At 72.3% G+C, this 24,618-nt stretch carries 11 protein-coding genes and 1 pseudogene; 10 read left to right on the forward strand and 2 right to left on the reverse strand.

What is annotated here, in order from left to right; all coding sequences use genetic code 11:
• Position 1: 1 nt before the first annotated feature.
• Positions 2 to 564: pseudogene (locus ACZ6ZP_RS14465) on the forward strand (FAD-dependent oxidoreductase); the annotation flags it as partial.
• Here the strand turns inward: ACZ6ZP_RS14465 and ACZ6ZP_RS14470 are convergent.
• Positions 561 to 1,448, reverse strand: coding sequence for an alpha/beta fold hydrolase (locus ACZ6ZP_RS14470; protein WP_469406905.1), 888 nt, complete (start codon positions 1,446 to 1,448; stop codon positions 561 to 563). The pseudogene ACZ6ZP_RS14465 and the gene ACZ6ZP_RS14470 overlap by 4 nt on opposite strands.
• 102 nt (positions 1,449 to 1,550) lie before the next feature.
• Here ACZ6ZP_RS14470 and ACZ6ZP_RS14475 point away from each other — a divergent pair, with 102 nt between their 5' ends.
• A complete protein-coding gene (locus ACZ6ZP_RS14475; RefSeq protein WP_469406907.1) occupies positions 1,551 to 1,982 on the forward strand; it encodes a winged helix-turn-helix transcriptional regulator in 432 nt (143 codons plus the stop codon).
• Positions 1,983 to 2,035: 53 nt separating this feature from the next.
• On the opposite strand, the gene ACZ6ZP_RS14480 is transcribed toward ACZ6ZP_RS14475, so the two are convergent.
• On the reverse strand, positions 2,036 to 2,821 hold the full coding sequence (locus ACZ6ZP_RS14480; RefSeq protein ID WP_469406909.1) for an SAM-dependent methyltransferase: 786 nt from the start codon (positions 2,819 to 2,821) through the stop codon (positions 2,036 to 2,038).
• 488 nt (positions 2,822 to 3,309) lie between these two features.
• Between ACZ6ZP_RS14480 and ACZ6ZP_RS14485 the strand changes: the two genes are divergently transcribed.
• The 8 genes from ACZ6ZP_RS14485 (at position 3,310) to ACZ6ZP_RS14520 (ending at position 24,574) form a co-directional block, all read left to right on the forward strand.
• The gene (locus tag ACZ6ZP_RS14485) at positions 3,310 to 6,225 is read left to right on the forward strand and encodes a helix-turn-helix transcriptional regulator (protein ID WP_469406910.1); all 2,916 of its coding nucleotides are present in this window, start codon (positions 3,310 to 3,312) and stop codon (positions 6,223 to 6,225) included.
• 396 nt (positions 6,226 to 6,621) lie between these two features.
• Complete coding sequence (locus ACZ6ZP_RS14490) at positions 6,622 to 7,275, forward strand: response regulator transcription factor (RefSeq protein ID WP_351156689.1); 654 nt, start codon at positions 6,622 to 6,624, stop codon at positions 7,273 to 7,275.
• A gap of 56 nt (positions 7,276 to 7,331) precedes the next feature.
• Entirely contained in the window at positions 7,332 to 8,630 is a 1,299-nt protein-coding gene (locus ACZ6ZP_RS14495; protein ID WP_469406913.1) for a sensor histidine kinase, read from the forward strand.
• A 106-nt stretch (positions 8,631 to 8,736) separates the two neighbouring features.
• Positions 8,737 to 9,792: a 3-deoxy-7-phosphoheptulonate synthase gene (aroF, locus tag ACZ6ZP_RS14500; protein ID WP_351156684.1), complete on the forward strand. Its 1,056-nt coding sequence runs from the start codon at positions 8,737 to 8,739 to the stop codon at positions 9,790 to 9,792.
• Positions 9,793 to 10,209: 417 nt separating this feature from the next.
• Positions 10,210 to 11,157: a ParB/RepB/Spo0J family partition protein gene (locus tag ACZ6ZP_RS14505; RefSeq protein ID WP_361463934.1), complete on the forward strand. Its 948-nt coding sequence runs from the start codon at positions 10,210 to 10,212 to the stop codon at positions 11,155 to 11,157.
• A 366-nt stretch (positions 11,158 to 11,523) separates the two neighbouring features.
• The gene (locus tag ACZ6ZP_RS14510) at positions 11,524 to 13,452 is read left to right on the forward strand and encodes an ABC transporter ATP-binding protein (protein WP_383816932.1); all 1,929 of its coding nucleotides are present in this window, start codon (positions 11,524 to 11,526) and stop codon (positions 13,450 to 13,452) included.
• Positions 13,453 to 13,475: 23 nt separating this feature from the next.
• Entirely contained in the window at positions 13,476 to 19,955 is a 6,480-nt protein-coding gene (locus ACZ6ZP_RS14515) for an amino acid adenylation domain-containing protein (protein ID WP_469406914.1), read from the forward strand.
• The gene (locus tag ACZ6ZP_RS14520; protein ID WP_469406916.1) at positions 19,952 to 24,574 is read left to right on the forward strand and encodes an amino acid adenylation domain-containing protein; all 4,623 of its coding nucleotides are present in this window, start codon (positions 19,952 to 19,954) and stop codon (positions 24,572 to 24,574) included. The genes ACZ6ZP_RS14515 and ACZ6ZP_RS14520 overlap by 4 nt, the downstream gene beginning before the upstream one ends.
• The last annotated feature ends 44 nt before the right edge of the window (positions 24,575 to 24,618 follow it).

Raw genomic sequence — 24,618 nt, forward strand, 5'->3', positions numbered from 1 at the left:
CCCCGCGACGGGTGCTGAGGTGGGCGCCGAGGCGGGTGTCGGTGCGGGTGTCGGTGCGGGGTGCCGCCCACCGCGAGCCGACGGCAGCCTGCACGTCTACGCCGCGCTGGAGGCGCCCGAGGACTGGATCTCCGCCATCGACTTCGGCGCAGACCACGCCGACCTCGCCAAGGCCGCCGTCCTGGAACACTTCGCCGACTGGGACAAGAGCCTGCGGGCGCTGATCGCCGACGCCGACGGCGCGCTGATCCCGCGCCGCGTCCACGCCCTGCCGGCCGGCCACCGCTGGGACCGGGTCCCGGGCGTCACGCTGCTCGGCGACGCGGCCCACCTCATGTCGCCCTTCGCGGGGGAGGGGGCGCCAACCTCGCCATGGTCGACGGGGCGCAACTCACCGGTGCCGTCGCCGCGCATCCCGGCGCCACCGAGAAGGCGCTCGCCGCCTACGAAGAGGCGCTGTCTCCCCGCAGCGAGAGCGCCGCGGTCGCGTCCGCCGACAGCCTCGTCCGCTGCTTCCGCCACGACACGCCGCAGGGTCTGCTCGACCTGTTCGCCGGCGCCTAGCCCAGATCGGGGTCGGGGCAGTCGGCGGCGAGGAACGGGCCGAGCAGGTCGAGCAGGGCGTGGGGCCTGTCCAGCGGGATGATGTGGCCGCAGTCCTGGATAAGGTGGCCGGTCAGGTCGTCGGCGAGGGGGCGCACCTGCCGTTCGAGGGCGGCTCCGACGGGGTGGGAGCCGACCGTCATCGTCGGCATGGTGAGCCGGGCGTGTGCGGCGGCGTCCTGGATCTGCCGCCCGCTGGTGGGCATGGCCCGGTAGTGGGAGAACGCGCACCGCAAGGCCTCGCGCCCGGTGTAGGCGCGGTGGAAGGCGTCCCGGATGGGGTCCGGGACACCGCGGCCGTGCGTGCCGGTGTGCAGGAACCAGTCGACGTACTCGGCCTCCTGCCCGGCCAGGACGCTCTCGGCGAGCCCCGGGACCGAGTGGAAGCCGAACCACCAGGGCGGGCCCCCGGCGAGGAAGTCCTCCGCGCCGGGCAGCGGTCCCAGGAGCGACTCCATGACGACGAGCCTTCGTACGAGATCGGGTCGGCGCAGCGCGAGGAGGAAGGCGGGCGGTGTGCCCGCGTCGATGCCGACGACCGCCGCGCTCCGTTCCCCGAGCGCGTCGAGGAGTCCTTCGGCGTCGGTGGCGAGGGTGTCGGCGTCATAGCCGTCGGCCGCCCGCGTGCTGGCGCCCAGGCCGCGCAGGTCGGGGGCGATGACGCGGTGCCGCGGGGCGAGCCGGGGCATGACCTCGCTCCAGAGCTGCCAGGTGTGGGGGAAGCCGTGCAGGAGCAGGACGGCGGGGCCGGTGCCCGCGATCGCCACGTTGAGGGTGATGCCGTTGGTGGTGATCTGCCGCAGGGAGGTGCCGGGGGCGGCTGAGGCGGCTGAGGGGAGGTGCATGGTGGGTGGCTCCGAAGTGGTTACCATTGGTGACCACATGAGGCTAGGTAACCGTCCCTGGCCTGCCAAGAACGTACTTTCCCGACAGGTGGTGAGCCCGAGGTGACCACCCCTCCCCAGGCGCGCCGTGCGGCGAGCCCCAAGCCGGCAGCGCGCGGCGACCTCTTCGATCCCGACTGCCCGACCCGCAGACTCCTCGACCGCATCGGTACGAAGTGGACGTCGATGGCGGTCAAGGTCCTCGCGGAGGCCGAGCCGCACGAGGTCCGCTTCGCCGAGCTGCGGCGCCGTATGCCGGGCGTCTCGCAGAAGATGCTCTCCACGACCCTGCGGGGCATGGTGCGCGACGGCCTGGTCGCCCGGCGGGTGGAGCCGACCGTTCCGCCTCGGGTGCACTACCGCCTTACCGGCCTGGGGCTGTCCCTGGAAGGGCCGCTCGCCGTGGTCAGGGCGTGGGCGGAGGAGCACATGGTGGAGATCGACCGCGCCAATGAGCGCAGCAACGCGGGAGCCGCCGGCGCACTCGGCGACTGAGACACATCCGTGGGCCCCCGCGCGGGGCGGGGCGCCCCGCGGCTCACGCCCGGTCAGGGAATGCGCGCCACGGCCGCGTAGATCCCGCCGCCCGCCGCCTCCGGCCGGGCGGTGTCCTTGAACCACTCCGTGGCCGTGACCAGGCCCGGCTCGACGAGGTCGAGCCCCTCGAAGAAGCGGGCGAACTCGCCGCGGATGCGGAAGGCGAGCCGGATGCCCCCCTTCGCGTACTCCGCGGTGACCTGCTCGGCCAGCTCCGGGTAGATGTCGGACGAGGCGTGCGAGAGCACCAGGTGACTGCCGGAAGGCAGGGCGCCGATCAGCGTGTTCACGATGCCGTACGGGTCCTGGTCGTCGGGCAGGAAGTGCAGGAGCGCGATCAGGGAGAGGGCGATCGGGCGCTCGAAGTCGAAGAGGCCGCGGGCGTGTTCCAGGATCGCCCGCGGCTCGCGGACATCCGCCTGGATGTAGTCGGTGATCCCCTCGGGGCGGCTGACCAGCAGGGCCTCCGCGTGCCGCAGCACGATGGGGTCGTTATCGGTGTAGAGGACCCGCGCCGACGGCACGATGTCCTGGACGATCTGGTGCAGGTTCGGCGCGGTGGGTATTCCGGTGCCGATGTCGAGGAACTGGTCCACGCCCCGGGTGGCGAGCCAGGCGACCGCGCGGTTCATGAACGCGCGGTTCTGCCGCGCCGCGTCCTTCGCCTCGGGCGGCAACTTCTCGCCCACCGCCTCGTCGACGGGGTAGTTGTCCTTGCCGCCGAGCAGCCAGTCGTAGACACGCGCGGGGTGCGGGTTGCTGGTGTCGATCGTCGGCCTGGGCGCACCTGGGGTCATGACGTGCTCCGTTGCTGCTGCGAGACGCTTGGGTCGCCGCAGTCTGCCACAGCAACATCGTCTTGAGCATGGGGTGTTGGGGCCACGTACGAAGGGGCGAGGAATCAGTCAGACCCCGTGCGGGCGGGCCGCGCCGATCGCGCCATTCGTCCTGGCGGCCCACCCGCCACGGGTGTCCCGTGGAGCCTCTGCTCTCTCGTGGCACGGGTCCGGGGGCACCTTCCGAAATGCCATTGGTTTCCACACCCCCGGCGCCCTCGGCAATACGGCAGGAGTTTACCGACGATATGGAACAGGGAAGTCCGCTCATCGGCCAAGTGGCGCGTTCGCGACGGTTATTCGACATCATTGAGTCAAATGACGCTGGTGGTTGATTTTCAAATATGGCAGAGTCTTCAAGTAAGTGTCCGGACAAGTCGAAAGGCGAGATCTGACTGACCGTCCGGCCGCTCTGGACCAGCCGTCAGGCGCGGGGGAGAAGTCGGCTCATGAACTTGGTGGACCGTGGGGAAGAATTCTCGATCATGGATGGCATGCTCAACGCCTGCATGGCGGGGCATGGCGGAGTGTTATTGGTAAGCGGCGCGGTGGCCAGCGGGAAAACCGCGCTGCTGCGCGCGTTCAGTGCCCGGGCGAGCGCGGCCGGCGCGTTGTTTCTACAGGCCACGGCGTCAGAGGCGGAGAGCGACCTGCCCCTTGGAGTCATGGGGCAGTTGCTGCTCGGCGCGGATCTGCCGGGCGCCGACGCCAAGCGGGCGGCCCGGCTTGTGGACCTGATCGCGGTGGCCGCGCAGATTCGGCGGGCCGAGGGGGTGTTGCCCGCCGTCGTGATGAATGAGATTCCCAAACTCTGCGGGATTGTCCTGGAACAGGCCAGGGAAAGGCCGGTGGTGCTCAGCATCGACGACGTGCACCATGCCGACGGCCACTCCCTGGAATGCGTCCTGTACCTGGCCCGCCGACTCGACGCCAGCCGTATTCTGGTGGTCCTCGGAGAGAACAGCGGATTCCTGGCCGGAAATACGCGATTACACGCGGACTTGCTGCGTCTGCCGGGCTGCCGCAATATCAGGCTCGGACCACTCGAGCGGCACGGAGTGGCCGAAATGATCTCCGGTTTCGGCGGCGAGGGGTGGGGGACGCGCCAACTCGTCGCGGACGTCCATCGGACGGGCGGCGGGAACCCGCTCCTGACACGGGCGTTGATCGAGGACCGCCGTGCGTCGGACGCCGACGGGTGCGGCCCGGCGGGCCTCGTGCCGGGCGAGGCCTTCGCACAGGCCGTCGCCACCGGCCTGTACCGCAGCGACGTGTCGACGCGGCACACCGCGTGGGCGCTCGCGGTGGTCGGCCCGGACGTGCCGCTCGCCGAACTGGTGGAAGTCCTGGGAACCAGCCGGGAGTCGGTCCACCGCAGCCTGCGCGCCCTGAACGACGCGGGGCTGCTCGACTCCGGCTGGTTCCGCCACGAAGCGGGCAGGACCGCGGTCCTGCGGAGCATGGAGCCCGCACACCGCGCCCGCCTCGAGGCCCGCGTCGCCCAAGTGCTGCACGAGCACGGCGAGGCGGCGACCGTGGTGGTGCAGCATCTGATCGCGGCCGAGCCCATCGACGCCCCGTGGGCGCTCGGCACGCTCCTGGAGGCCGCCGAGCGCGCGCTGGCCGACGACGAGGTCGAACTGGCCCTCACCTGCCTGCGCGCCGCCCGCGACACCCGCACCGACGCCCGGCAGTCCGTGGCGATCAGGGAAGCGCTGACCCGGGCGGAATGGCGGCTCAACCCGGCCACCGCCGCCCGGCACCTGCCCGAGCTCACCGCCGACGCACTGCGCGGCGGCCTCGGCAACCGGCACACCGTCGAACTCGTCGGCCACCTGCTCTGGTTCGGCCAGGTCGACCCGGCCCTGGAGATACTCGGCGCCGCCGAGCAGGCCGGCACGGACACCGAGCTCTCCGGGCAGCCGGAGGCCTCGCGCCGGCTCGACTGCGTCCGGTCCTGGATGGCGTACGAATATCCCGGACTCCCCGGCTCCGCGCGCGCCCGTGCCCGCCACGGCGACGCCGAGCGGCGCGCGCGGACGCCGGCGCGCAGTCCCCATCAGCGCGCGGCGATCCTGATGAAGGCCGTCCTGGACGGGGCGGGCGAGGACGTGGTGGCCCGGGCGGAGCAGATCCTGCAGAGCACCCGCCTGGACGACGGCACGCTGACGGCGCTCGTCGTCGCCCTCAACTCCCTTGTCCTGGCCGACCGTCTGGACACGGCGGCCCTCTGGTGCGAGACCCTGTGCAAGGAGGCCGCCGAGCGCCACGCACCCATGTGGCAGGCCCTCCTCGCCGCGGTCAGGGCGCGCGTCGAACTGAGGCTCGGCGGGCTCGCCGCCGCCGAGGAGTCGGCGCGCCTGGCGCTCACGCTCGTCCCGGCCGAGGGCTGGGGCGTGGCCATCGCCTCGCCGATCGCCACCGCGGTCTGCACCCTGACGGCCATGGGCAGGCTCGACGAGGCGGCGGCCCAACTGAGCGTATCCGTACCGGAGTCGGCGTTCTGCACCTCCGACGGGCTGCTCTACCTCCGGGCGCGCGGCCACTACTACCTCGCCGCCGGGCGTCCCTACGCCGCGCTCGACGACTTCCACACGTGCGGCGACCTCATGACCCGCTGGGAGTTCGACCTGCCCGCGCTGGTCCCGTGGCGGACCGACGCCGCCCAGGCCCATCTGCTGCTCGGTGACGACGACAGGGCCCGGACGCTCGCCCAGGATCAACTGGCCCTGGTCGGCGGCGCGAACGCCGGGGGCGACTGGACGCGCGGCGTCTCGCTGCGGGTCCTGGCGAGTGCGCTCACCCCCGGGCGCCGGCTTCCGCTCCTGGGCGAGGCCATCGACATCCTGCGGGAGCGCGGCCACCGCGTGGAGCTCGCCCGTGCCACGGACGAGCTGGCCCGCGCCCACCGCGAGCTCGGCAACGGCGGTCGGGCACGGGCCCTGGCCCGCAAGGCGCAGCAGTTGGGACGGGAGTGCGGGGTTCCCGTCCCCAGGGTGTCGCCGGTGGCCGACACCGGCAGCTCCCTTCCCGCCGAGCAGCCGTGGCCGTCCGGAGCCCGCCGCGGGGCCGACGAGCTGAGCGACGCGGAGCTGCGCGTGGCGACGCTCGCGGCCCGCGGCCACACCAACCGGCAGATCGCCGACAAGCTGTTCATCACGATCAGCACCGTCGAGCAGCACCTCACGCGCGCCTACCGCAAGCTGGCCGTCCAGCGCCGGGCGGACCTGGTCGGCAAACTCAGCCCCGTCCCCGTACCCGTCGCGGGCTCCGGCAGGGGGGAGGGGCGCCAGGAGGGGCGTCAGGAAGGGCGCCGCGAGGGGCGGAAGGACAGCGGGCCCTGCGACCGTCTTCGCGTGGTGTAGAGGCCGCGGGAGGCGCAGGTCGCCGTGCGGGTTGATGACCACGGCCTGCATCTCCTCTCCCGGACCGTCCACGACCACCCGGACGACGTGCGGTCGTTGCCAGGCGTTTCTCGCTTCTACGCGGTCTCGTTTCTACGCGGCGGCCGGTCACACTGCGGTCCGCGAAGCTGTGACCGGAGGATCCGCCACCGCGGCGGTACCCTTTCGACAGCAGCAGGTCGAACACGAGAGCGCGTCGACGGGGGGCCGTCGCCGGAGCTGTGACCGGTGTGTGACGTGGGATCGGGCAACGTGGTGCCGCATGATCAGCCTCTGCCGCGGCGGCGCTGCACGCCACCCCTCCCGCCGGTCTCTCCGGCCCTCTCCGCCCGTGACGTGCCGTGCGAGGGGTGGGCGATGAGGGTATTGGTGGTCGAGGACCACGCGGAGCTCGCACATTCGGTGGCGCGCGTCCTGCGCCGCGAGGGGATGGCCGTCGACGTCGTCTACGACGGCTCGGACGCGCTGGAACGCACGACGGTCGTCGACTACGACGTGGTCGTGCTCGACCGGGACCTCCCCGGGGTCCACGGGGACCAGGTCTGCAGCGCGCTGGCCACCCAGCCGATGCACGCCCGGGTCCTGATGCTCACCGCGTCCGGCACGATCGCCCACCGGGTGGAGGGGTTCAGCCTCGGCGCCGACGACTACCTCCCCAAGCCCTTCGCGTACGCCGAACTGGTCGCCCGTATCCGCGCGCTCGCCCGGCGTTCGCAGCCCGCGCTGCCGCCGATCCTCGTCCAGGGCGACCTGCGGCTCGATCCGGCACAGCGGATCGCCTCCCGCGGCGGGGTGCGTCTGGCGCTGACGCCCAAGGAGTTCGCGGTCCTCGAGTACCTGCTCGCCGCCCAGGGCCGGGTGGTGTCGGCGGAGGAGCTGCTCGAGCGGGTGTGGGACGAGGCGGCCGATCCGTTCACCACGACGGTCAAGGCGACCATCAACCGGCTGCGCCCCAAGCTCGGCGACCCGCCCATGATCGAGACCGTTCCCCGTGGCGGCTACCGGATCTGAGATGCCCACGGCTACCGGGATCTGAGATGTCCACGGCTACCGGATGTGAGATGCCCATGCGCCTGCCCACGCTCCTCGCCCGGTCATCGGGGCTCGTCCGCTGGCTGCTGCCACGGCGCGTCCGCGTCCGACTGACGCTCCTCTACGGAGTGCTGTTCGTCGCCTCGGGCGTGGTCCTGCTCGCCATCACCAATCTGCTCGTCGCCCGCTCCCCGGCGAACCTCGTCCTCGTCAAGAACAGGGGCGGCGAACCCGTGCTCGCACCGGGCGCCGACGGCCGTCTCTACCTCGGTTATCCCGATGCCAACTCCTCCGGCCAGCTCAACGACATCACCCAGCAGCTGCGCGACCAGGCGATCCGTCAGCACGAGATCGAGATGGACCACCTGCTGGTGCAGTCGGGCATCGCGCTGGCGATCATGGCCGTCATCGCGATCGTGCTCGGCTGGGTGGTCGCCGGACGCGTGCTGCGTCCGCTGCGCACGATGACGGGCACCATCCAGCGCATCTCGGCCCGCAACATGCACGAGCGCCTCGCCGTCGTCGGACCCGCCGACGAACTGAAGGACCTCGCCGACACCGTCGACGGACTCCTCGGCCGCCTGGAAACGGCCCTGGACTCCCACAAACGCTTCGTCGCCAACGCCGCGCACGAACTGCGCACGCCGCTGACCCTGGAGCACGCGCTCCTGGAGGAGTCCCTCATCGACCGCGATGCCACCCGCGAGTCGTTCCGGTCGAACTTCGAACGGCTCCTGGAGATCAGCAAGCAGCAGGCCCGCCTCCTGGAGTCGCTGCTCACCCTGTCCAGCAGCGAGCGCGGCATCGACCACCGCGAACCGCTCGACCTCGCGGACATCGCCGAGGAGGTCGTCGCGGCCTCACGCCCGGAGGCGGCGCGGCGGGGCGTGCGCATCGAGACCACGATCGGGCCGGCCCAGGCGTCGGGCGACTCGGCCCTCGTCCAACGCCTGATGGCCAACCTCGTCGACAACGCGACGGGCTACAACACCCCCGGCGGGCACGTGGAGGTCACCACCCGCACCGCCGCGGGGCGGGCCGTCGTCGCCGTGGCCAACACCGGGCCCGAAGTGCCGCCGGAGCACGTGGAGCGGCTCTTCGAACCCTTTCAGCGGCTCGGCCGCACCGCGGGCGACGGACATCACGGCCTCGGCCTCTCGATCGTCCGCGCCATCGCCACCGCGCACGACGCGGTGATCGGCGCCCATGCCCGCCCCGGAGGCGGCCTCGTGGTGGAGGTCTCCTTCCCGCCGCGGACGGATCCGCTCCCACGCCCCGCGGGAATCGGCCCTCCGGGAATTGGGCAGTTGGACGATGCGTCGGCCATCCGTTGAGGGGCGGGACGCGAACTCCTACCGTTGGTGCGGCGCCTGATGGATCCCCCCGTCCGCATGTGCCGCCGGACCCGGCGAAGCCGTCTCCAACAACGGGAGGAACCCCATGGTGGTCGTGATGGCCCCCGAGGCCACGCAGCAGGACGTGGACGCGGTCGTCGAACTGGTGCGGGCGGCGGGCGGTGACGCGTTCGTCAGCCGCGGCGTGACCCGCACCATCGTCGGCCTGGTGGGAGACGTGGACGCGTTCGACGCGCTCAATCTGGCCAACCGCCCCGGCGTCCTCGACGTCGTGCGGATCTCGGCGCCGTACAAGCTGGTCAGCCGGGAGCACCACCCCGACCGGTCCGTGATCAGGGTGGGCGGCGTACCCATCGGACCGGACACCCTGACCGTGATCGCCGGACCCTGCGCGGTGGAGAGCCCCGAACAGACCCTGGCCGCCGCACAGATGGCCAAGGCCGCGGGAGCCGCGCTGCTGCGCGGCGGGGCGTTCAAACCGCGCACATCGCCGTACGCCTACCAGGGGCTCGGCGAGAGCGGGCTGCGGATCCTCGCCGACGTCCGGGACGAGACGGGGCTTCCGGTGGTCACCGAGGTCATCGACCCGGCAGGCGTCGAACTGGTCGCCCCTTACGCGGACATGCTGCAGGTCGGCACCCGCAACATGCACAACTTCGCGCTCCTCCAGGAGGTCGGCGCGGCCGGGCGGCCCGTGCTCCTCAAGCGCGGCTTCGGCGCCACCATCGAGGAGTGGCTGATGGCGGCGGAGTACATCGCCCAGCGGGGCAACCTCGACATCGTGCTCTGCGAACGCGGCATCCGTACGTTCGAGACCGCCACCCGCAACACCTTGGACATCAGCGCCGTGCCCGTGGTCCAGCGCCTCTCCCACCTGCCGGTGATCGTGGACCCCTCGCACTCGGGCGGCCGCCGCGACCTCGTCGTCCCCCTCACCCGTGCCGCCCTCGCCGTCGGCGCGGACGGCGTCATGATCGACGTACATCCCGATCCCGGCACGGCGCTCTGCGACGGCAGTCAGGCCGTGACCCGGGCCGAGATCGGTGAACTCGCGAACATCGCCGCGGTCATGTCGCCCCTGATGGGCCGCACGCTCACGCGGCCGACGGCGCGAGCCGGGGCGGGATCGGGCACCCGATAGGGGTGAATAGGGGTTTCAAGACCTAGATCAATGCTGCTAGTGAGGGGTACCAGGCCGGAAAGCGCGTTGTTAGGGTGAACGTGGTTCGGCCAGCGGGATTCCGCTCCCATTCAGGATCGGAGCGGAACCCCCAGGAGGGGAAGTGGCGCCGAGTGCGGGTGTAGTTCTGCTAATCCACGAGAGATGTGCGGCTCGGGCTCATCACCGCAGTGCCGGTGTATTTCCGCGCACCTCGTTCATCGCCCGGCCATCGGGCGAACCGGTCTTACGAGCGTGCATCACCTTTCACTTCTGGCCAATCCCTCCCTGATGCCGCGCCGATCCTGACCGGCGGGCCGACATGCGCGCACGGGCGACATCAGATCACTAGGGGGATTTCCATTGGCAATACCTGGGCATGCGCAGATCGACCAACTCATGGTCGTCGAAGTCGAGATCAGGTCGCTGTCGACGGCCGACTCACCGCGAATCTCCGGCATGGATCAGGAACACGTGGAGGCGCTGGCAGTGGTGCAGACCCCGCTGCCGCCCATCACCGTGCACCGCTCGACCATGCGCGTCATCGACGGACTGCACCGGTTGCGGGCCGCCGAACTGCGGGGGCATCGCAAGATCGCGGCGAAGTTCTTCGACGGGGACGCGGCCGACGCCTTCGTCCTGGCCGTCGAGTCCAACGTCACGCACGGTCTGCCGCTGACCACGGCCGACCGGAAGCGTGCCGCCGGGCGCATCATCGCCTCGCACCCGCAGTGGTCCGACCGGATGATCGCCTCGGTCAGCGGCATCGCGCCGGGAACCGTCGCGGAGATCCGCAGACGGGCCCCGGCCGAGCAGGCCGGCGAAGCGAGCAGGATCGGCCACGACGGCCGGGTTCGCCCGGTCGACGGCACCGAGGGACGCAGGGTGGCCAGCGAACTCATCGCCGAGAACCCCCAGCTGTCCCTGCGCCAGATCGCACGCGTCGCGTCCATCTCCCCGGAAACGGTCCGCGACGTGCGCAACCGGATGATGCGTGGCGAGGACCCGCTGCCGCAGCGCGGGAAACGGGGCGGCGGCGAAGGAAGCGCGAGCGCCCCCAGCAGCGGCACCGGCCCCACCATCGTGACCGACCGTGACACGGGCCAGGACCGCGCCGCGGTCCTCAAACGCCTCAACGCCGACCCGGCGCTGCGCTTCAGCGAGACCGGCCGCACCCTGCTGCGGCTGCTCAACATCCACACGATCAGCGCGGAGGACTGGGACGAGATCATCGACAAGGCCCCGCCGCACTGCGGCCGCATCGTGGCCTACCTGGCCAACGAGTGCGCGGAGATGTGGGCGGAGGTAGCGGTGCGCGTCCAGCGCAAGGTCGCCGAGACCGCGTAGGACACCCCGGGCGTCCAAGTGGGCAGACTGCCCACTTGGACGCCGACCTCCCGATCCGGTCGACCACGAACATTTCTCCGGCCATGGATATTTCCCTGACCACGGGCAGTTCCACGGCGCGTATCGCGATGCCCCGACTCGGGTATTTCCGTGCCCAATTCAGGGCCTGGATGGCCGGAATGCAGAAAGGTATCGTCCTGCGGGTGACCACATTGCGTGTCATATCGACGAGCCCCATTCCGTAATGCCGAGGCAGGAGGATCCCGTCGCGTGTTGATCACCCAAGGACCTGGTGGACCCACCATCGGAGGGCCGCAATCCGGGGCCCAGAAGCAATCGCTGCGGCCGGGATCAGTGCGCCGGGCGATGTCCTACATGAAGGCGCACAAGCCCGCGTTCGCCTTTCTGCTGCTCACCACCGTGGTGGATTCCCTCATCATTGTGTCGACGCCCCTGCTGCTGAAGACGATCATCGACGAAGGAATTCTCAAGGACGATGCGGGCGTCATCACGACCGTCGCCCTCGTCGTGGCCGGACTCGCCGTCGTCGACGCGCTGGCACAGCTCGTGCAGAGCTACTTCTCCGGGCGCATCGGACAGGGCGTCAGCCACGATCTGCGGGTCGAGGCCTTCAAGCACGTGCAGCGGCAGCCGATGGCGTTCTTCACCCGGACCCAGACGGGGCTGCTCGCCAGCCGCCTCAACGGCGACGTCATGCTGGCCCAACAGGCCCTCACCACGATGCTGGTCTCCGCGACCAGCGTGCTGACCGTCGCGCTCGTCCTCGCCGAGATGTTCTATCTGTCCTGGCTCATCAGCCTGATCGCCGTCGCCATGCTGCCCCTGTTCATCGTCCCCGGCATCTACGTGGGACGGCGCCTGCAGCACTACTCCAGGGCCCAGATGCAGGCCAACGGCGAACTGGGCGGCATCATCAACGAACGCTTCAACGTGGGCGGGGCGATGCTCGCCAAGCTCTTCGGACGCCCGCGCGAGGAAGCGGCCGCGTTCGAGGCCCGAGCGGGCGAGGTGCGCCAGGTCGGCATCGTCTGGACGGTCTACAGCAGGCTCTCCTTCATCTTCATGGCGCTGCTCGCGTCCCTGGCGACCGCCCTCGTCTACGGCGTCGGCGGCGGCCTGGTCCTCAACGACGTGTTCCGCATCGGCACACTGGTGGCCCTGGCCGCACTCCTGGGCCGCCTCTACGGGCCCATCACACAGCTGTCCAGCCTGCAGTCCAACGCGCTGACCGCGATGGTCAGCTTCGACCGCATCTTCGAGGTGCTCGACCTCAAGCCCCTCATCGAGGAGAAGCCGAACCCGGTCGCCCTCACCGCTCCGGGCGAAGGACCCGCACCGGAGATCGAGTTCGACCAGGTGTCCTTCCGCTACCCGCGCGCCAGCGACGTCTCCCTGGCCTCGCTGGAGTCCAACGCGCTGTCCGCGGCCGAACGGGCCAAGGAGACGGCGCAGGTGCTCCACGGCATGACCTTCCGGGTGCCGGCCGGCAAACTCACCGCCCTCGTCGGCCCGTCGGGCGGCGGCAAGACCACCACCACCCACCTCGTGTCCCGCCTCTACGACCCGACATCGGGAAGCGTCCGCATCGACGGCCACGACCTGCGCGACGTCAGCCTCGACTCCCTGCGCGACGTCGTCGGCGTGGTCAGCCAGGACGCGCACTTCTACCACGACACGATCCGCGTGAACCTGTCCTACGCACGCCCCGACGCCACGCAGCGCGATCTGCTCCGGGCCTGCGACGCGGCCCAGATCGGCGACCTGATCCGCTCCCTGCCCAGCGGCCTCGACACCGTGGTCGGCGACCGCGGCTACCGGCTCTCCGGCGGCGAGAAGCAACGCCTCGCCCTCGCCCGACTGCTCCTGAAGGCGCCGTCCATCGTGGTGCTCGACGAGGCCACCGCGCACCTGGACTCCGAGTCCGAGGCGGCCATCCAACAGGCGCTGACCACCGCCTTGCGGGACAGGACGTCCCTGGTGATCGCCCACCGCCTGTCCACCATCCGCGAGGCGGACCAGATCCTCGTCATCGACGAGGGCGAGGTCCGCGAGAGCGGCACCCACGACGAACTCCTCGCGGCAGGAGGCCTCTACGCCGAGCTCTACCACACGCAGTTCAACCGCCCCAGCACCAACGGAGCGGGCCCGGCCGCCCCCAAGGAACCGGTGCTCCAGGGCCCGGTCCTCGGAAGCGGCCCCGTCCTGGGCGGCAGCGGACCCGTGCTCGGCGGTGAGCACATCCTGCGCCTGGGTGCCGACCCGGACGAGCGCTGAGCGCCGGCCTGAAGGGGGAAGTGGTGGAGTCGTCGGTGGTGACGGAGCTGATCGCCGCACGGGTGGAGTCATCACCCGGCGCGGTGGCGGTCGAGGGCGAACAGACGGTGTCGTACGAGGAGTTGTGGGACCGGTCGGGCCGATGGGCGGCGTATCTGGCAGGGCTCGGTGTGGGCCGCGGCGAGCGCGTCGCGGTGGTGATGGAGCGGTCGCAGGAACTGCCCGCGCTGCTCCTGGGCGTGTGGCGGGCGGGCGCCGCCTACGTCCCCGTCGACGCGGGTTCCCCGGCCGAGCGCATCGCCTTCGTCGTCGACGACGCCGCTCCCGCGGTGGTGCTCTGCACCGCGGAGAGCCGAGGTGTGGTGCCGGAGCGCGCCGCCGTGCGGGTGGTGGACGATCCGCGGGTGCGGGCGGCGGTGGCCGCCCGCGACGGCGGAGACGTCCGCACAGCGGTGGCCGGGCAGGACGTGGCATACGTGATGTACACGTCGGGATCGACCGGGGTGCCCAAGGGCGTCGCGGTGCCGCACGCGAGCGTGGCGGCACTGGTGGGCGACGACGGCTGGGCGGTCGGCCCGCGCGACGCGGTCCTGATGCACGCCCCGCACGCCTTCGACGTCACGCTGTTCGAGATGTGGGTGCCGCTCGCCGCCGGTGGCCGCGTGGTGATCGCCGAGCCGGGTGCGGTGGACGGCCAGCAGGTGCGCGAGCACGTCGCGGCCGGTGTCACCGCCGTGCATGTGACCGCGGGTTCCTTCCGCGTCATGGCCGAGGAATCACCGGACTGCTTCACCGGGTTACGAGAGGTGCTCACCGGCGGCGACGTGGTCCCGCCCGGCTCGGTGGCCCGCGTCCGCGAGGCCTGCCCGGAGGTGGGCGTCCGGCACCTGTACGGGCCGACCGAGGTGACCCTGTGCGCCACCTGGCATCTGCTGACGCCGGGCGACGCGACGGGCTCCGTGCTCCCGATCGGGCGCCCGCTGCCCCACCGCCGGGCCTTCGTCCTGGACGCGGCTCTGCGGCCGCTGCCCGCCGGTACGGTCGGCGAGCTGTACGTGGCGGGATCGAGCCTGGCGCGGGGCTACTGGAACCGGCCAGGACCGACCGCGGAACGCTTCGTGGCCTGCCCGTACGTCCCGGGCGAGCGGATGTACCGCACCGGTGACCTGGTGCGCGAGACCGAGGACGGCGAGCTGCTCTTCGTCGGCCGCGCGGACGACCAGGTCAAGATCCGTGGATTCCGCGTGGAGTTGGGCGAGGTGGAGGCCGCGCTCGCCGCCCACCCCCGCGTGGCCCAGGCGGTCGTCGTCGCCCGTGCGGACCGGCGGGGCGAGCGGCGCCTGGTCGGCTACGTCGTCCCCGACGAGCCGGAGGCCCTGGACCCCGGACGCGTCCGCGACGCGCTCGCCGAGACCCTGCCCGATTACATGGTCCCCACCGCGGTACTGCCCCTCGCGTCCCTCCCGGTGACCCGCAACGGCAAGGTCGACCGCGACGCCCTGCCCGCCCCCGACTTCGCCGCGAAGGTCACCGGGCGCGCGCCGCGCACCGAGGTCGAGTCGGTCCTGTGCGACCTGATGGCGGAGCTGCTCGGCCTGGAGCGCGTCGGCGCGGAGGACGGCTTCTTCGAGCTGGGCGGCGACTCCATCATGTCGATGCAACTGGCCGCTCGCGCCCGCCGCGCGCACCTGTTCTTCCGGGCCGAGGACGTCTTCGAGCACGCGACACCGGCCGCCCTGGCCACGATCGCCCGCTCCGGCGAGCAGCACGCGACCCCCGCCCGCGACCGCTTCGCGGGCTCGCTCATGGGCGAGCTCCGGGAGGAGGAGACCGACCGGCTGCGGGCCTCGGTGCCGGGCCTTGTGGACGTATGGCCGCTGTCGCCGCTGCAGGAGGGGATTCTCTTCCACGCCACCTTCGACGACGACGGGCCGGACGTGTACGCGAGCCAGCGGACGCTGGCACTGGACGGCCCTCTCGACGCCGACCGGCTGCGCACGTCGTGGGAGACGCTGCTCGCCCGGCACGCCGTGCTGCGCGCGAGCTTCCACCAGCGGGACTCCGGTCGGACGGTCCAAGTCATCACGGCCGGGGCCGAGTTGCCCTGGCGGGAGGCCGACCTCTCGGAGCTGCCGGAGGACGAGGTGCCCGCCGAGGTGGCGCGCATCGCCCGCGCCGAGCGGGCCGAGAAGTTCGATCTCCGGGCCGCGCCGCTGCTGCGGCTGCTCCTGATTCGCCTCGGCGCCGACCGGCACCGCCAGATCGTCACCGTCCACCACTCCCTGGTGGACGGCTGGTCCACCGACGTCGTCTTCGCCGAACTGTCCGAGGTGTACGCGGCGGGCGGCGACGGCCGGACGCTGCCCACGACGACGTCGTACCGCAAGTACCTGGCCTGGCTCGACCGGCAGGACAAGGAAGCGGCGCGCGAGGCCTGGCGCGCGGAGTTCGCCGGGGCCGAGGAGCCGACGCTGGTGGTGCCGGAGGAACCGGCAGGCGCGCGGGTCGTGCCGGACCCGCTGCCGTTCGAGCTGACCGCAGAACTCACGGGTGGTGTGGTGGAGTTGGCCCGCTCCCAAGGGGTGACCGTCAACACGGTCGTGCAGGGCGCGTGGGCGCAGCTCCTCGCCCGGCTCGTGGGGCGCACGGACGTGGTGTTCGGCACTCCGGTGGCGGGCCGCCCAGCGGAGTTGCCGGGGGTCGAGACGGCGGTCGGCCTGTTCATCAACACCGTTCCCGTACGGGTGGGCCTGGCCCCGGACCAGTCGGTCGCCGGGCTGCTGGCGGACCTGCGGGAGCGACAGGTCGGGCTGATGGCCCGGCAGCACCTGGGCCTCCGCGAGATCCGTCAACTGGCTGGTCCCGGCGCGGTGTTCGACACGCTCGTGGTGTTCGAGAACCTCCCGCGGACGCCCGACGGGACCGGCGCCGGCACGGACCTGGTCATCCGCCCCGTCGGGGAGCCCGAGGACAGGGGCCACTACCCGATGGCCTTGATCGTGGTCCCTGACACCCGGCTGCGAGGACTGCTCGTGCACCGCCCGGACGTCGTGGGCCGCGACCGGGCCGGAGCCGTGATCTCCTCGCTGGTCCGCGTCCTCGAACAGATGGTGGCGGACCCGTCGTCGCCCGTGGGGCGCATCGACATCCTCCCCGAGACCGAACGCGCGCTCGTGGCACGGGAACGGACCGCGCCGACGCAGGCCGTGCCCGACGCCACGGCACCGGACCTCTTCGCCGAGCAGGCCGCCTCCGCACCCACCGCGGTGGCGGTGGTGGACGGCGAGCGTTCGCTGACGTACCGCGAACTGGCCGGCCGAGCAGCGCGTCTGGCCCGGTACCTGACGGACAGGGGTGTGGGGCCCGAGACGCGGGTGGCCGTCATGGCGGACCGCTCGGCGGAACTGGTGACCGCGCTCATCGCGGTGTCGACGGCCGGAGGTGTCTACGTCCCCGTGGACCCGGGACTTCCCCCGGCGCGGCTGCGCATGCTCCTCGACGATGTGGCCCCGCCGGTCCTGATCTGCCTGCGGCAGACCCGCGACGCGATACCGCAGCAGTACACCGGGCAACTCCTGCTCCTGGACGACCCGTTGACCGCCCGGACCGTGGACGATTACGCCGACGGCCCGCTGAAGGACACCGAGCGGCGCGCACCGCTGACCGCCTCCCACGCGGCGTACGTCATCTACACATCCGGGTCCACCGGCACCCCCAAGGGCGCGGTCGTCCCCCACCGGGGTCTGCGCAACCTCGTCGCCGACCGCATCGCGCGGTACCGGATCGGCGCGGACAGCGCCGTGCTCCAACTCGTCTCGCCGAGCTTCGACGTCTCCCTGTCGGACATCTGGCCGGTGCTGTGCGCGGGCGGGCGCCTCGTCCTGGCACCGCCCGCGCGGCGGCACGCGACCGGCGACGAGTTGGTCCACCTGATGCGCGCGGAGCGCGTGACGCACGTCGCGATGACGCCGACCCTGCTGGCACAGCTGCCGCCGGAGGACCTGCCCGCGCTGCGCGTCCTGGTCATCGGCGGCGAACCCGTCTCCGACGAACTGCGCCGTCAGTGGTCGGTGAACCGCGAGATCTACAGCGAGTACGGCGTCACCGAGGCCACGGTCGCCTCGACGGTCAGCCGCCCTCTCGAAGCGCACGACGAACCGTCGATCGGCCGCCCGGTCGCCAACACCTCGGCCCACGTCCTGGACGCCTTCCTGCGACCGGTGCCCGCGGGCATGGTGGGCGAGCTGTACGTGGCGGGCGCGGGCCTGGCACGCGGGTATCTGCGGCGGACACAGCTGACGGCACGGCGCTTCGTGGCCAGCCCGTTCGCGCACGGTGAGCGGATGTACCGGACCGGGGACCTGGTGCGCAGGACCGGCACCGGCGACCTCGTCTACGCGGGGCGGGCCGACGCCCAGGTGAAGGTGCGGGGGTTCCGGGTGGAGCTGGGCGAGATCGAGGCGGCCCTCGCCGGACACCCCGCCGTCGACCGGGCCGTGGTGATCCTCCGGCAGGACCGGCAAGGGGAACGCCGCCTGGTCGGCTATGTGGTGGGCACCGACGCCCGAGCCGGGCACCGGGCCGACGCGCGGACCGTGGACGGGCACGCCGTACGCGAGTACGCCGCCGCCGCGCTGCCCGACTACATGGTGCCCGCGGCCGTCCTGGCCCTCGACACCCTGCCGGTCACCCCGAACGGCAAGGTCGACGTCCCCGCCCTGCCCGCGCCCGACTTCGCCGGCCACGTCTCGGGCCGGGCGCCGGAAGGCGAGGCGGAGGAGATCCTCTGCGCCCTGTTCGCGGAGGTGCTCGGCCTCGAACGGGTCGGCGCCGACGACAACTTCTTCCGGCTCGGCGGAGATTCGATCAGCTCGATGCAACTGGTGAGCCGCGCCCGCCGGGCCGGTGCCTTCTTCGGCGCCCAGGACGTGTTCGAGCACGGGTCACCCGAGGCCATCGCGCGGGTGGTCAGGCTCGGCGCCGGAAGCGTGTCGGGGCCGGACGTGGGCGAGGGCGAGGTGGCCTGGACACCGGTGATGCGGGCCCTGGGCGAGCGGGCCCTCGGCGGCGGATTCACCCAGTGGGTGGTGATGGGAACGCCGACCGGTCTCAGCCGCGAGACCCTGGCGGCAGGCCTGGGCGCCGTACTCGACACGCACGACATGCTGCGTGCCCATGCCGTGGCGGACGGCGACACCGGGCCCCGCCTGGTGGTGGGCGAGCGCGGCTCTGTGGACGCCGCCCACCTGATCACCCGGGTCGACGCGGCGGAGGTCACGCAGGGCGACCTGGACGGGCTCGCGGGCCGCACGGCACGGGAGGCGGTCCTGCGCCTGGACCCCTTCGCCGGAGTCATGGTCCAGGCGGTGTGGCTGGACGCCGGGCCTGAGCGGGTCGGCCGACTGGCCCTGGTGGTCCACCACTTGGCCGTGGACGGCGTGTCGTGGCGGATCCTCGTCCCGGACCTGCGCGCCGCGTGCGACACGGCGGCCACCGGGCGGGGGCCGGTGCTCGACCCAGTCGGCACCTCCTTCAGGCGCTGGTCCAGGCTCCTCGCCGAAGAGGCGACCGGCAGGAACCGCGTCGCGGAACTCGACGCATGGACCGCCCTCCTCGGTACGCGGGCGGAACCACCCCTCGGCGACCGGGTCCTGGACCCGGCACGGGACACGGCGGCAGGCATGCGCCACCGGTCCTGGACGGTCCCGGCCCGGCAGGCGGCCACGCTCGCGGGACCGACACCGGCGCTCTTCCACTGCGGTGTGCACGAGGTGCTCCTCGCCACGCTGGCCGGAGCCGTCGTCCAAGGACGGCGGGACACGCAGAGCACAGTCCTGATCGACGTCGAGGGCCACGGACGCAAGCCGGTCGCCGACGCCGATCTGCTGCGCACCGTCGGATGGTTCACCAGCGTGCACCCGGTACGCCTCGACCTGTCCGGCATCGACACGACGGCGGCGGCAGCCGGCGGACCGGCCGTCGGATCGCTCCTGAAGGCGGTCAAGGAACAGGCGCGGGCGGTGCCGGGCGACGGCCTGGGACACGGACTGCTGCGCCACCTGAACCCCGAGACGAGCCCGGTGCTCGCCGCGCTGCCGAGCCCGCAGATCGGCTTCAACTACATGGGCCGCTTCCCCGCCGTCGGTGGAGCGGGCGCCGTCGGCCCCTGGCAGATGGCAGGCGAAGAAGCGATCGGCAGCTCCACCGCGGCGGCCATGCCGGCGACGCACACCCTGGAGGCGGGCGCGACCGTCCGCGACGCCGCCGAAGGGCCCGAGCTGACCGTCTCGCTGAGCTGGCACGGCGCGGTCCTCGACGAGGCGGTGGCCGAGCGCGTCGGCCGCCACTGGCTCGACCTGCTCGCGGGCCTCGCCGCCCACACCACGGACCCGACGGCGGGCGGCCACACCCCGTCCGACTTCCCTCTCATCGAGCTCGCCCAGGACGAGGTCGAGCAGTTCGAAGCGATAGCAGCAGAGCTCGAAGGAGGGCGTTCGCTGTGAAGACCCCGACCCCAAGCCCCGCAACAGGTCACGCCCCCGCCGCCCACCAGCCGTCGCCCCGGACCGGGGGTTCCGCGCTCGCGGAGGTCTGGCCGCTGTCGCCCCTCCAGGAAGGGCTCCTGTTCCACGCCGACTTCAACGGCCAGGGGCCCGACGTCTACACCGTGCAGAACGTACTGGCGGTCGAAGGGCCCATGGACGCCGACCGCTTCCGCGCCTCCTGGGAAGCCCTGCTGGCCCGGCACGCGGCGCTGCGGGCGAGCTTCCAGCGGCGCAAGACGGGCGAGGCCGTGCAGCTCATCACCCGCGAGGTCGTACTGCCGTGGAGCGAGGCCGACCTCTCGGACCTCACCGAGGCCGACGCGGCGGCCGAGACCGAGCGCCTGGCCGCACGCGAACGCGCGGACCGGATCGACCCGGCGGCGGCACCACTGATGCGTCTGCTCCTGATCCGCATCGGCGAGCGCAGGCACCGACTGGTGATGACGAGCCATCACATCCTCATGGACGGCTGGTCGGCCCCGCTCCTGCTCGACGAACTCTCCACGGTCTACGCGGCAGGCGGCGACGCATCCGGGCTGCCCCCGGTCACCTCCTACCGCGAGTACCTGGCCTGGCTCTCCCGCCAGGACAAGGAGGCCGCACGAGCCGCCTGGAAGGCGGAGCTGGCCGGAGCGGAGGAACCGACGCAGGTCGCGGGCCCCACGAGCCCCGCTCACGGCGACACACCTCCGAAGAAACGCTCCTCCCGCCTCACCGAGGAGACGACCGAAGCGCTCACCGCGCTGGCCCGCGCCAACGGCCTGACGATGAACACCGTCGTACAGGGCGCCTGGGCGCTGCTTTTGGCTCGCCTCGCCGGACGTACGGACGTGGTGTTCGGCGCGACGGTGGCCGGCCGCCCCCCGGAGCTGCCCGGCGCCGACTCCATGATCGGCCTCTTCATCAACACGCTGCCGGTACGGGTCCGGCTCGACGGTTCGCAGCCGCTGCTCGACCTGCTCCGAGAGCTCCAGTACCGCCAGTCCATGCTCCTGGCCCACCAGCACCTGGGTCTCTCGGAGATCCAGCAACTCGCCGGCCCCGGCGCCGGTTTCGACACACTCCTGGTGTACGAGAACTACCCCCGGCCACCCGGAAGGCCGCCCACGCCCGACGCGCTCTCCCTCACCACGGTGGAGTCCCGCCAGGCCACGCACTACCCGCTGTCGATCGGCGTCGCGCCCGGCGAGTGCCTCCGGGTGGACGTGACGTACCAACCCGACCTGGTGGACGAGACGGTGGGCGAGGCGCTGGCCGGACTCCTGACACGCGTGCTGGAACGGATGGTGGCGGAACCGTCGGCGGCGGTGGGACGCATCGGTGTGGCCGACGCACTGCCCGAGCGCGGGGTGACGGCGGCTTCGGCGGGTGGGTCGGTGCCGGAGCTGATCGCGCGGCGGGTGGACGCGGCGCCGGGAGCGGTGGCCGTCCAAGGCGGACGAGCCACCCTCACGTACGGCGAGTTGTGGGAGCGGGCAGGGCGCTGGGCGGCACAACTGGCCGCACTCGGGGTGCGGCGGGGCGACCGTGTCGCGGTGGTCATGGAACGGTCGCCGGACCTGGTGGCCGTGCTCCTGGGCGTGTGGCGTGCGGGCGCCGCCTACGTGCCCGTGGACGTCGGCTCGCCGGTGGAGCGGGTGGCCCACGTGCTGGGGGACGCGGCTCCGGCGGTGGTGGTGTGCGCCTCGGAGAGCCGGCGCGGGGTGCCGCGGGGCGCCGGCGGGCGGCTGCTGGTCGCGGATGATCCGCGGGTCACGGAGGCGCTGTCCGCCGTCGATGGCGGGGACTTCGCCGTGCCGGTGACGGGGCGGGACGTGGCGTACGTGATGTACACGTCGGGCTCGACCGGCACACCCAAGGGCGTCGCGGTGCCGCACGGCAGCGTCGCGTCCCTGGTGGGGGAGCGAAGCTGGGCAGTGGGCCCGACGGACGCGGTCCTGATGCACGCCCCGCACGCCTTCGACGTATCGCTCTACGAGCTGTGGGTTCCGCTGGCCGCCGGTGGCCGTGTGGTGCTGGCGGGGCCCGGAGTCGTCGACGCCCAGGAGCTGCGTGAGCACGTGACGGACGGCGTGAGGGCGGCGCATCTGACCGCGGGGTCGTTCCGGGTGCTTGCGGAGGAGTCCCCGGAATGCCTCACGGGACTGCGTGAGGTGCTGACGGGCGGAGACGTGGTCCCGGCCGCGTCGGTGGCGAGGGTCCGGGAGGCGTGCCCCGAGCTCACGGTCCGGCACCTGTACGGGCCGACCGAGACGACGCTCTGCGCGACCTGGCACGTACTGGAGCCGGGCGACGCGATGGGCCCCGTACTGCCGGTCGGGCGACCGCTGCCCGGGCGCCGGACGTTCGTCCTGGACGCGTTCCTCCAGCCCCTGCCGCCAGGTGTGACCGGCGAACTGTACGTCGCGGGCAAGGGGTTGGCGCAGGGCTACTGGGATGGTCCAGGCCTGACCGCGGAGCGCTTCGTGGCGTGCCCGTACGCGCCCGGCGAGCGGATGTACCGCACCGGCGACCTGGTGCGCGAGACCGACACCGGCGAGCTCCTGTTCGTCGGCCGCGCGGACACCCAGGTCAAAGTCCGGGGATTCCGCGTCGAGTTGGGCGAGGTGGAGGCGGCCCTGGCCGCCCATCCTTCCGTCGCGCAAGCCGTGGTCGTCGCCCGCGAGGACGGTCCGGGTGAGCGTCGGCTGGTCGGCTACGTCGTCCCGGACGGCCGGGCGCCGGACCCCGGGCGCCTGCGCGACGACATCGCCCGGGCGCTGCCCGACTACATGGTGCCCGGCGCCGTGCTCGTCCTGGACGCCCTGCCGGTGACCCGCAACGGCAAGGTCGACCGCGCGGCTCTGCCCGCGCCCGACTTCGCGGAACGCGTCGTCGGCCGTGCGCCCAGGACCGAGGCCGAGGAGACGCTGTGCCGCCTCTTCGCCGAGGTGCTCGGCCTGGAGCGGGTCGGCGTCGAGGACAGCTTCTTCGAGCTCGGCGGCGACTCGATCATGTCGATGCAACTGGCCGCACGGGCCCGCCGCGCGAACCTGCTCTTCAAGGCGCAGGACGTCTTCGAGCACGAGACACCCGCCGGGCTCGCGGTCGTCGGCCGCCCGGCGGACGAGGTGTCGGCTCCGCCGGACGTGGGTGTGGGCGAGGTGCCCTGGACGCCCGTGATGCGGGACCTGGGCGAGCGAGGCCTGCGCGGCAGGTTCGCCCAATGGGCGGTCGTCAGTGCTCCCTCCGCGCTCCAACGGCACGCCCTGGTGGCCGCGTTGAGCGCGGTCGTGGACACCCATGACGTACTCCGCTCCCTGGTGGTCGGCGGCGCGGAGGCGCCGAGGCTGATCGTCCGCGAGCAGGGATCGGTGGATGCCGGGCCGCTGGTCACCCGCGTGAACGCGACCTACGCGGTGGCCGGCACCCTCGACGACATCGCGGACGAGGCGGCACAGGAGGCGGCGGAGCGCCTCGACCCCTCGGCGGGCGTGATGCTTCAGGTGGCGTGGGTGGACGCCGGACCCGGACGGGTCGGCCGACTGGCCTTCGTGGTCCATCACTTGGCGGTCGACGGGGTCTCGTGGCGGATTCTGGTGCCGGACCTGAAGGCTGCCTGCGAAGCGGTGGCAGCCGGTCGGGAGCCGCGACTGGACCCGGTGGGCACGTCCTTCCGGCACTGGTCGCGGCTGCTGGTCGAGCAGGCCACCGGGGAGGCACGGGTCGCCGAACTGGCAGAGTGGCGCGCCCTGTTGGGGCGGAAGGAGCCTGCCGTCGGGGAGCGGGAGTTGGACCCGCTCCGCGACACCGCGGCGACCGTGCGCCGCCGTTCGTGGACCGTGCCGACCCCGCAGGCCGAAACGCTGACGAGCCGCACGCCGACGGTCTTTCACTGCGGTGTGCACGAGGTGCTCCTCGCCGGCCTGGCCGGAGCCATCGCCCACTGGCGGCAGGAGGCTGCCCCTGGAGTCCTGCTGGACGTGGAGGGGCACGGCCGGGTGGCGACCGAGGGCGTGGACCTGTCGCGCACGGTGGGCTGGTTCACCAGCGTCCATCCCGTCCGCCTCGACCTCAACGCCCTCGACGTGAGCCAGGTGACGGCCGGTGGCCCGGCGGCCGGAGCACTGCTCAAGACGGTCAAGGAGCAGGCACGGGCGATACCGGGCGACGGCCTTGGCTTCGGTCTCCTGCGCCACCTCAATCCCGCCACCGCGCCGACCCTGGCGGCCCTGCCGCGCCCGCAGATCGGCTTCAACTACCTGGGCCGCTTCACCGCCGACGCGTCGAGCGCCACGATCGGCGGCACACTCGACCCCGCCATGCCCGCCGGTCACACCATCGAGGCGGGCGCGGTCATCGTCGACACGGCCGCGGGCCCCAGGCTCACCCTCACGCTGAGCTGGGCCGCCGCGCTCCTCGACGAGGCGGCGACCGAACGCCTCGGCCTGCTCTGGCTCGACCTGCTCGGCGGTCTGGCCGCCCACACCGCCGATCCCGCCGCGGGCGGACACACCTCCTCCGACTTCCCGCTCCTCGACCTCGCGCAGGACGAGGTCGAGGAGCTCGAAGCCGGTTTCGCCGACGACATCCCGTGACCGTCACGTCCTGGACGAACCGTCCTGCCCGTGCCCTGGAACCC

It is taken from the genome of Streptomyces sp. NPDC054047, assembly GCF_055585065.1.

Excerpts from the sequence above, each read along its gene's own strand:
- ACZ6ZP_RS14510 (WP_383816932.1), top strand. The coding sequence starts at position 11,524 with ATGTCCTACATGAAGGCGCACAAGCCCGCGTTCGCCTTTCTGCTGCTC.
- ACZ6ZP_RS14480 (WP_469406909.1), bottom strand. The coding sequence starts at position 2,821 with ATGACCCCAGGTGCGCCCAGGCCGACGATCGACACCAGCAACCCGCAC.
- ACZ6ZP_RS14495 (WP_469406913.1), top strand. The coding sequence starts at position 7,332 with ATGCGCCTGCCCACGCTCCTCGCCCGGTCATCGGGGCTCGTCCGCTGG.
- ACZ6ZP_RS14485 (WP_469406910.1), top strand. The coding sequence starts at position 3,310 with ATGAACTTGGTGGACCGTGGGGAAGAATTCTCGATCATGGATGGCATG.
- ACZ6ZP_RS14490 (WP_351156689.1), top strand. The coding sequence starts at position 6,622 with ATGAGGGTATTGGTGGTCGAGGACCACGCGGAGCTCGCACATTCGGTG.
- aroF (WP_351156684.1), top strand. The coding sequence starts at position 8,737 with ATGGTGGTCGTGATGGCCCCCGAGGCCACGCAGCAGGACGTGGACGCG.
- ACZ6ZP_RS14470 (WP_469406905.1), bottom strand. The coding sequence starts at position 1,448 with ATGCACCTCCCCTCAGCCGCCTCAGCCGCCCCCGGCACCTCCCTGCGG.
- ACZ6ZP_RS14505 (WP_361463934.1), top strand. The coding sequence starts at position 10,210 with ATGGTCGTCGAAGTCGAGATCAGGTCGCTGTCGACGGCCGACTCACCG.